Source organism: Agrobacterium genomosp. 2 str. CFBP 5494, assembly GCF_900013495.1.
Classification (GTDB): Bacteria; Pseudomonadota; Alphaproteobacteria; order Rhizobiales; family Rhizobiaceae; genus Agrobacterium; species Agrobacterium pusense.
On the sequence record NZ_LT009718.1, the window covers coordinates 368,192 to 375,000 of the forward strand.

Annotated in this window: 6 protein-coding genes (1 of these 6 cut by a window edge); 2 read left to right on the forward strand and 4 right to left on the reverse strand. The window is 59.8% G+C overall.

Translation table 11 applies throughout. The features are described 5' to 3' along the window. Nucleotides 1-47: 47 nt before the first annotated feature. Entirely contained in the window at nucleotides 48-2,216 is a 2,169-nt protein-coding gene (locus tag AGR2A_RS01670; RefSeq protein ID WP_072495239.1) for a malate synthase G, read from the forward strand. Nucleotides 2,217-2,292: 76 nt separating this feature from the next. Here AGR2A_RS01670 and AGR2A_RS01675 read toward each other — a convergent pair whose 3' ends face one another. Continuing rightward, on the reverse strand, nucleotides 2,293-3,006 hold the full coding sequence (locus AGR2A_RS01675; RefSeq protein ID WP_006700126.1) for a L,D-transpeptidase: 714 nt from the start codon (nucleotides 3,004-3,006) through the stop codon (nucleotides 2,293-2,295). Nucleotides 3,007-3,190: 184 nt separating this feature from the next. Between AGR2A_RS01675 and AGR2A_RS01680 the strand changes: the two genes are divergently transcribed. Continuing rightward, the gene (locus AGR2A_RS01680) at nucleotides 3,191-3,676 is read left to right on the forward strand and encodes an MmcB family DNA repair protein (protein ID WP_004444350.1); all 486 of its coding nucleotides are present in this window, start codon (nucleotides 3,191-3,193) and stop codon (nucleotides 3,674-3,676) included. A gap of 4 nt (nucleotides 3,677-3,680) precedes the next feature. Here the strand turns inward: AGR2A_RS01680 and AGR2A_RS01685 are convergent, their stop codons facing one another. The 3 genes from AGR2A_RS01685 to hrpB all read right to left on the reverse strand — a co-directional run. After that, entirely contained in the window at nucleotides 3,681-4,268 is a 588-nt protein-coding gene (locus tag AGR2A_RS01685) for an ActR/PrrA/RegA family redox response regulator transcription factor (protein ID WP_004444351.1), read from the reverse strand. Nucleotides 4,269-4,337: 69 nt separating this feature from the next. Continuing rightward, nucleotides 4,338-5,645, reverse strand: coding sequence for a two-component system sensor histidine kinase ActS (gene actS / locus AGR2A_RS01690; RefSeq protein WP_080822994.1), 1,308 nt, complete (start codon nucleotides 5,643-5,645; stop codon nucleotides 4,338-4,340). Nucleotides 5,646-5,671: 26 nt separating this feature from the next. Continuing rightward, on the reverse strand, nucleotides 5,672-6,809 hold the 3' end of the coding sequence (gene hrpB / locus AGR2A_RS01695; RefSeq protein ID WP_072495241.1) for an ATP-dependent helicase HrpB. 1,349 nt of this gene lie beyond the right edge of the window; only the last 1,138 of its 2,487 coding nucleotides appear in the window; the start codon falls outside the window, past its right edge — the gene reads right to left on this strand; it ends in the stop codon at nucleotides 5,672-5,674.

The window sequence follows — 6,809 nt, forward strand, 5'->3', positions numbered from 1 at the left end:
GCCCGCCTCCGCGTCCAATCTGTATTTCCAGAATAGAGGAGGCGCATGTGAGCCGCACGAATAAATTCGGCCTTTCCATCGATGACAGGCTTTATGCCTTTTTGACTGAAGATGTCCTGCCGGGCACGGGTCTAAACAGCGAGGCGTTCTTCGAAGGCTTTTCGGCCATTGTTCACGAGCTTTCTCCGAAGAACCGTGAACTGCTCGCCAAGCGCGATGCGTTGCAGGAAAAAATCGACGGCTGGTACCGAGAGAACGGTGCCCCCTCGGATTTCGATGTATACGAGGCATTCCTGAGGGAAATCGGATACCTTTTGCCGGAAGGTCCTGATTTCAAGGTGGAAACCAGCAACGTCGATCCGGAAATTGCTGCCGTCGCCGGTCCGCAGCTCGTTGTTCCCGTCATGAATGCCCGTTATGCGCTGAACGCCGCCAATGCCCGTTGGGGTTCGCTTTACGATGCACTTTACGGCACGGATGCCATTTCCGATGCCGATGGTGCCGAGAAGGGCAGGGCCTATAACCCGAAGCGCGGTGAAAAGGTCATCGCCTGGGCGCGTAACTTCCTCGATGAAACCGCTCCGCTTTTGAGCGGCAGCTGGTCTGATGTCACCGGTTTCGAGATCGTCGATGGGCTGCTGCAGCTTGTTGCCAGCAATGGCGGGACCGGTCTCAAGGACGAAACGCAATTCAAGGGTTTCACCGGGGAAGCGGCAAAGCCCGCGACAATCCTGCTCGGCAAGAACGGTCTGCATACCGAAATCGTGATCGATCCCTCGACCGAAATCGGCAAGGGCGACAGGGCGGGCATCTCTGATGTCATTCTTGAATCCGCCCTGACGACCATTATGGATTGCGAAGATTCGGTTGCCGCCGTCGATGCCGAGGACAAGGTTCTGGTCTACGGTAACTGGCTCGGCCTGATGCGTGGAGACCTGACGGAAGAGGTCTCGAAGGGCGGCCACACTTTCACACGCCGCCTCAACCCGGATCGCTATTATACAGCGCCCAATGGCTCCGCGCTGACGCTGCCGGGCCGGTCGCTGATGCTGGTGCGCAATGTCGGTCATCTCATGACCAATCCGGCAATCCTTGACCGGGATGGGCATGAAGTACCCGAGGGCATCATGGATGCCGTCGTCACGGCGCTCATTGCACTCTATGACGTCGGCCCTTCCGGGCGACGCCAGAACTCTCGGGCCGGCTCCATGTATGTGGTGAAGCCGAAGATGCATGGGCCGGAAGAAGTGGCCTTCGCCAACGAGATTTTCACGCGGGTCGAAGAGCTTGTCGGCATGCAGCCAAACACCATGAAGATGGGCATCATGGATGAGGAGCGCCGCACCACTGTTAACCTCAAGGAAAGCATTCGCGCGGCGAAGGATCGTGTCGTCTTCATCAATACAGGCTTCCTCGACCGTACCGGCGACGAAATCCATACCTCCATGGAAGCGGGTCCGATGATCCGCAAGGGCGACATGAAGCAGGCCGCCTGGATCGCCGCTTATGAAAACTGGAACGTCGATATCGGGCTCGAATGCGGACTTTCCGGCCATGCGCAGATCGGCAAAGGCATGTGGGCCATGCCCGACCTGATGGCGGCGATGCTGGAGCAGAAGATTGCGCATCCAAAGGCCGGTGCCAACACGGCATGGGTGCCGTCGCCGACGGCGGCGACGCTGCATGCCACGCATTATCACAAGGTTGATGTCGCCGCTGTTCAGGAAGAGCTGAAAAGCCGCGGCCGTGCGAAGCTTTCCGACATTCTGTCAGTGCCGGTTGCGCCGCGTCCCAACTGGACGCCGGAAGAAATCCAGCGTGAACTCGACAACAATGCGCAGGGCATTCTCGGCTATGTCGTGCGCTGGGTCGATCAGGGTGTCGGCTGCTCCAAGGTACCAGACATCAACAATGTCGGTCTGATGGAGGATCGCGCGACGCTTCGCATTTCAGCGCAGCACATGGCGAACTGGCTGCGCCATGGCGTCGTGACAGAGGCGCAGATCGTCGAGACCATGAAGCGCATGGCGGCTGTGGTCGACGCGCAGAATGCAGGCGATCCGGCCTATCTGCCGATGGCGTCCGACTTTGAAGGATCGGTAGCCTTTCAGGCTGCTGTCGAACTGGTGTTGAAGGGCCGGGAGCAACCGAACGGCTACACTGAACCGGTCCTGCACCGCCGCCGCCTCGAGCTGAAGGCGAAGCAGGCGGCGTAATCTCCGCCCTTTTCACCAATAAAAAAGCCGCCGGGACGTTTCCCGGCGGCTTTTTCTTGATCTGCTGTTGCGGCCCTTACTGGATCACGACGACCTTGGTGCTGCGGCCTGGGCGGACGCGGCTGTAAAGATCGATCACATCCTGGTTGATCATGCGGATGCAGCCGGAAGAAGCAGCGGTGCCGATCGAGGCCCATTCGGGCGAACCGTGGATACGGAACAGCGTATCCTGTCCCTTTTCGTTAAAGAGATACATGGCGCGCGCGCCGAGCGGGTTGGAAAGGCCGGGGCCCATGCCGGCCTCGACATATTTCGCCACTTCCGGCTTGCGGTCTGCCATTTCCTTTGGCGGATGCCACATCGGCCATTCCTGCTTCCAGGCCACATAGGCTTCACCGGCCCAGGCGAAACCAGCCTTGCCGACGCCGATGCCGTAACGCACGGCGCGGTTGCCGGAGAGGATATAATAAAGGAAACGATCGCGCGTATTGACGATGATCGTGCCGGGACGCTCGTTGGTCTGGAACTCGACGATCTGGCGACGGTACTTCTCATTCACACGGTTGATCGGAATGGCCGGCAGCGCATAGCCCGCATCGGTCACCGGACCATAAACATCATTGAAGATCTGCACCGTCTCGACTTTCGCCGGAACGGGATCAGCAACCGGTACGGAGGCTGCGATCTTGCCTGATGTTGGAGTGGCGGATTGGGAGGTAGTTTCGGCGCAGCCGGCCAGTGCCAGTGCTGCCGTCAGACCGAGTATGGTCAATGGGGTACGGATGCGCATGTCGTTCTCGCGGAAAATTCGCCAAATTGTGCGAAGGAGTAGGCTTAATAGGATAAATCGGTTATTTTCCATTCAGCCGCTCTTGGCAAGCCGTTGTGCAGCCGCGAAACGGCACCGCATTTAAAATTGCCGGTTGATTGCCTTTTTTGCAACAATAGGCCAAACGCTTCAGCAGCCTTTATCCATGACTATTCTTTCCGTTACCAACAATAATCCGTTAATCGACGGCCGCCAGTCGGACAAGGCGATGCTGGTGCGCCGCGGCGTGCAGGTGCTGTTGCACGAAATGCGCCACTCGGTCTTGCCGGAACTGCCGCTTGCAAGCGGGCGACGGGCAGATCTGATCAGCCTGTCGGTCAAGGGTGAAATCTGGATCATCGAGATCAAATCCTCGATCGAGGATTTCCGCGTCGATCGCAAATGGCCGGAATACCGCCTGCATTGCGATCGATTGTTTTTTGCCACCCATCCGGAAGTTCCAACCGATATATTCCCGGAGGAATGCGGGTTGATACTGTCGGATGGGTATGGCGCTCACATGCTTCGCGACGCGCCGGAACATAAATTGCCGCCGGCGACCCGCAAATCTGTCATGCTGGATTTTTCCAGAACCGCTGCGACCCGGCTTATGCTGGCGGAATGGACCACCGGGCGCAGCTTTGGCGAATAGGCGCTTATTTGGGCGCGCGCTTCGCGAGAATACGCTGCAGCGTCCTTCGGTGCATGTTCAGTCGCCGCGCCGTTTCCGAGACGTTGCGCTCGCACATCTCATAAACGCGCTGAATGTGCTCCCACCGAACCCGGTCGGCTGACATCGGGTTTTCGGGCACTTCCGTCTTTTCACCCTTGCGCTGCGTCAGGGCGTTGAACACGTCGTCTGCATCGGCAGGCTTGGCCAGATAGTCCAGCGCCCCCAGCTTTACGGCGGTAACAGCGGTGGCGATATTGCCGTAGCCGGTCAGAACGACGATCTGCGTGTCGTCGCGGTTCTGCCTGATGGCTTCGATCACCTCCAGCCCGTTGCCATCCGCAAGCCGCAGATCGACAACCGCATATTTCGGCGGCGCAGCCTTGGAACGCGCGATGCCTTCGCTCACGGTCTCGGCAGTGTCGACAATAAAGCCACGTGTCTCCATGGCCCGGGCAAGCCGCCGCAGGAAAGGGCCATCGTCATCAACGATCAGCAGAGATTTGTCAGGTCCGATAGGATCGATATCGTCCGCCGGCGCGCTTGTGGATGAGGTCTGGTCTTCTGTCTTCATGTCTCCGGCCTTCCGGCAACGTCATCGGCTTTTCTTGTTCTTATTGCCGCTTCAGCGTGAATGGTAAAGTCAACGGCTTCTTTTATCCTCCATGAGCGCCCGAGGCCAGACGATTGTGACCCGCGCGCCGGTTCCGGTTGTGCCGCGATTTTCGAACGCGACGGTGGCGCCGGAGCGCTCCAGCAAGGTCTTGGCGATAAAGAGCCCGAGCCCGAGCCCACCTGCACGTGTGTCATTGTGACGTTCGGTCACATAGGGCTCGCCGATACGGGCAAGCACGTCATGGGCATAACCTGGCCCATCGTCTTCAATGATGACTGCGACGTTCTGATGATCGTAATCCACCGTTACGGTGACTTTTTCGCGCGCATAATCCACGCCATTTTCAATGACGTTGCCAAGGCCGTAGATGATGCCGGCATTGCGGATTCCGACCGGCTCGTCGGCGCGATTGTTCTTTTCAACCAGTTCCAGACGAATGCCGAATTCGCGATGCGGCGCCATTACCTCCTCGATCAGCGATGAAAGCGGCAGGCGGCGCATGTGCTCCTCATTGTCGGCGGACAGGGAGGTGAGACGACGCAGAATGTCGCGGCATCTTTCGCTCTGGCTGCGCAGCAGCGCTATGTCCTCGCCATATTTCTCATCATCCCCAAGTTCCCGCTCCATCTCCTTGGCGACGACGCTGATCGTCGCAAGGGGCGTACCCAGCTCGTGCGCTGCGGCGGCCGCCAGGCCGTCGAGCTGTGAAAGATGTTTTTCCCGTTCCAGCACCAGTTCGGTCGCAGCCAGCGCATCCGCGAGCTGATTTGCTTCGTGGGAAACGCGATAGGCATAAAAAGCTGCGAAAGACGTGGTGGCAATGATCGCCACCCAGGTGCCGACATGCAGCAGAAGCTGGATCGGCAAGACCTCACCGGGATACCAGGGAACCGGAAAGGGCGAAAAGGCGATCGCCGTCGAGCAGATGACGGCAAAGCCGAGGAGAATGAGGGAATGCCGCAACGGTTGGGAGGCAAAGGCAATGATGACCTGCACGCAGATCAGCGGCGCGAAGGGATTGGAAAGTCCGCCTGTGATGTAGATCAGCGCCGTCAATTGCAAAAGGTCAAAGGCCAGCAGCAATGTCGCTTCCCACGGCTCCAGCCGGTAGGTGGAGGGAAAACGGGCCGTGAGAAAAAGGTTGGCGAGCGCCAGCGCCGCGATCAAAAGGCCGCAGGCCAAAAGTGGCAGCGGAAAATTCAGCCCGAAGGCGACAAGCAGGATCGTCGCCGTTTGTCCCGCAACCGCCAGCCAGCGAAGCCACACAATGGTCTGCAACCTTATCCTGCGGCTGGCGCGGCCAAGCCTGGTGGTTTCGATCGGATGGCCAGCCACCTTCGTCTCCTTTACCCTTGTCATCATCACGTTCCGCGCGGTTTCGCACGGCTGGTCGGCAGGGCATCGGCGGGATCCTCCGGCCACGGATGACGCGGATAGCGACCACGCATATCTGCCCGCACGTCCTTCCACGATCCCGCCCAGAAGCCGGGAAGATCACGCGTCGTCTGTATCGGCCTGTGCGCCGGCGACGTCAATTCCAGGAGCAGCGGCAACCGCCCCTGCGCAATGGCCGGGTGCGCCTTCAGCCCGAAAAGCTCCTGCACGCGAATGGAAAGCGTCGGCTCGCTGGCGTCATAGCGGATGGGATGCCGCTGGCCCGTCGGCGCTTCGAAATGGGTCGGCGCCAGCCTGCCGAGATCTCGGGCGACCTCATGTGGCACCAGGGACAGAATCCCTTCGGAAAGACTGCCGGGCCGGATGTCCTGAAGGCTCCGGACGCCATGCTGAAAAGGGATGAACCATTCGTCCAGCCGCGAAAGCAACGCCTCGTCGCTGACATCCGGCCAGGGCTCTCCGATGCTGGCATTCAGAAATCCGATCCGATCTCGCAATTGCGCGGTCTCTTTCGAAAAAGGAAGTATGCCGATGCCGAAATGCCGAACGCCGTTGGCGAGCGCTTGCGCTGCCTGCTCACCGTCGGGACGGGGCAGGGGCGTTTCGTCCAGAATGATGGCGCCCAGACGCACTACCCGGCGCGCCCGCGCCTGTCCGCTCGCCTTGTCGAACAGCAGCTGATCCTGCTGAACGATAAGATGCGGCATACGCTCTTCTATATCGGCCCTGTCGATGCCGGCCGCCGCAAGGATGCGCGGCTGCGCGGCCCGTCCCGTAATGTCAGCGACAACAAGCATTCGGCTCGCCGCCAGCCGCTCCGTTTCAGCCAGTTCAGCGCCGCGGCCATTCGCCATGACATACCGGCCGCGCGCGCCGCGCTGAAGCGCGATCCTGTCCGGATATGCGTGCAGCAGAAGCGGTCCCGCCTCGCTCGGCAGGTCGTTTGCCGCCGGCATATCACCGACTGTGTCGAGAAGGCGGAAAGCCAGCTTGCGCGCCGCCTGCGCCCTTTCACCTCTATCGGCAAGAAAGCGCCGCAGTCTGTCATCGAGATCGATATCATTTCCGCCCAGGCCCTGTTCCGTCAGCATGACCGCAAGCATC

Bases quoted from the DNA above. Each gene is read 5' to 3' on its own strand.
- AGR2A_RS01675 (WP_006700126.1), bottom strand. From the start codon at position 3,006: ATGCGCATCCGTACCCCATTGACCATACTCGGTCTGACGGCAGCACTG.
- AGR2A_RS01680 (WP_004444350.1), top strand. From the start codon at position 3,191: ATGACTATTCTTTCCGTTACCAACAATAATCCGTTAATCGACGGCCGC.
- AGR2A_RS01685 (WP_004444351.1), bottom strand. From the start codon at position 4,268: ATGAAGACAGAAGACCAGACCTCATCCACAAGCGCGCCGGCGGACGAT.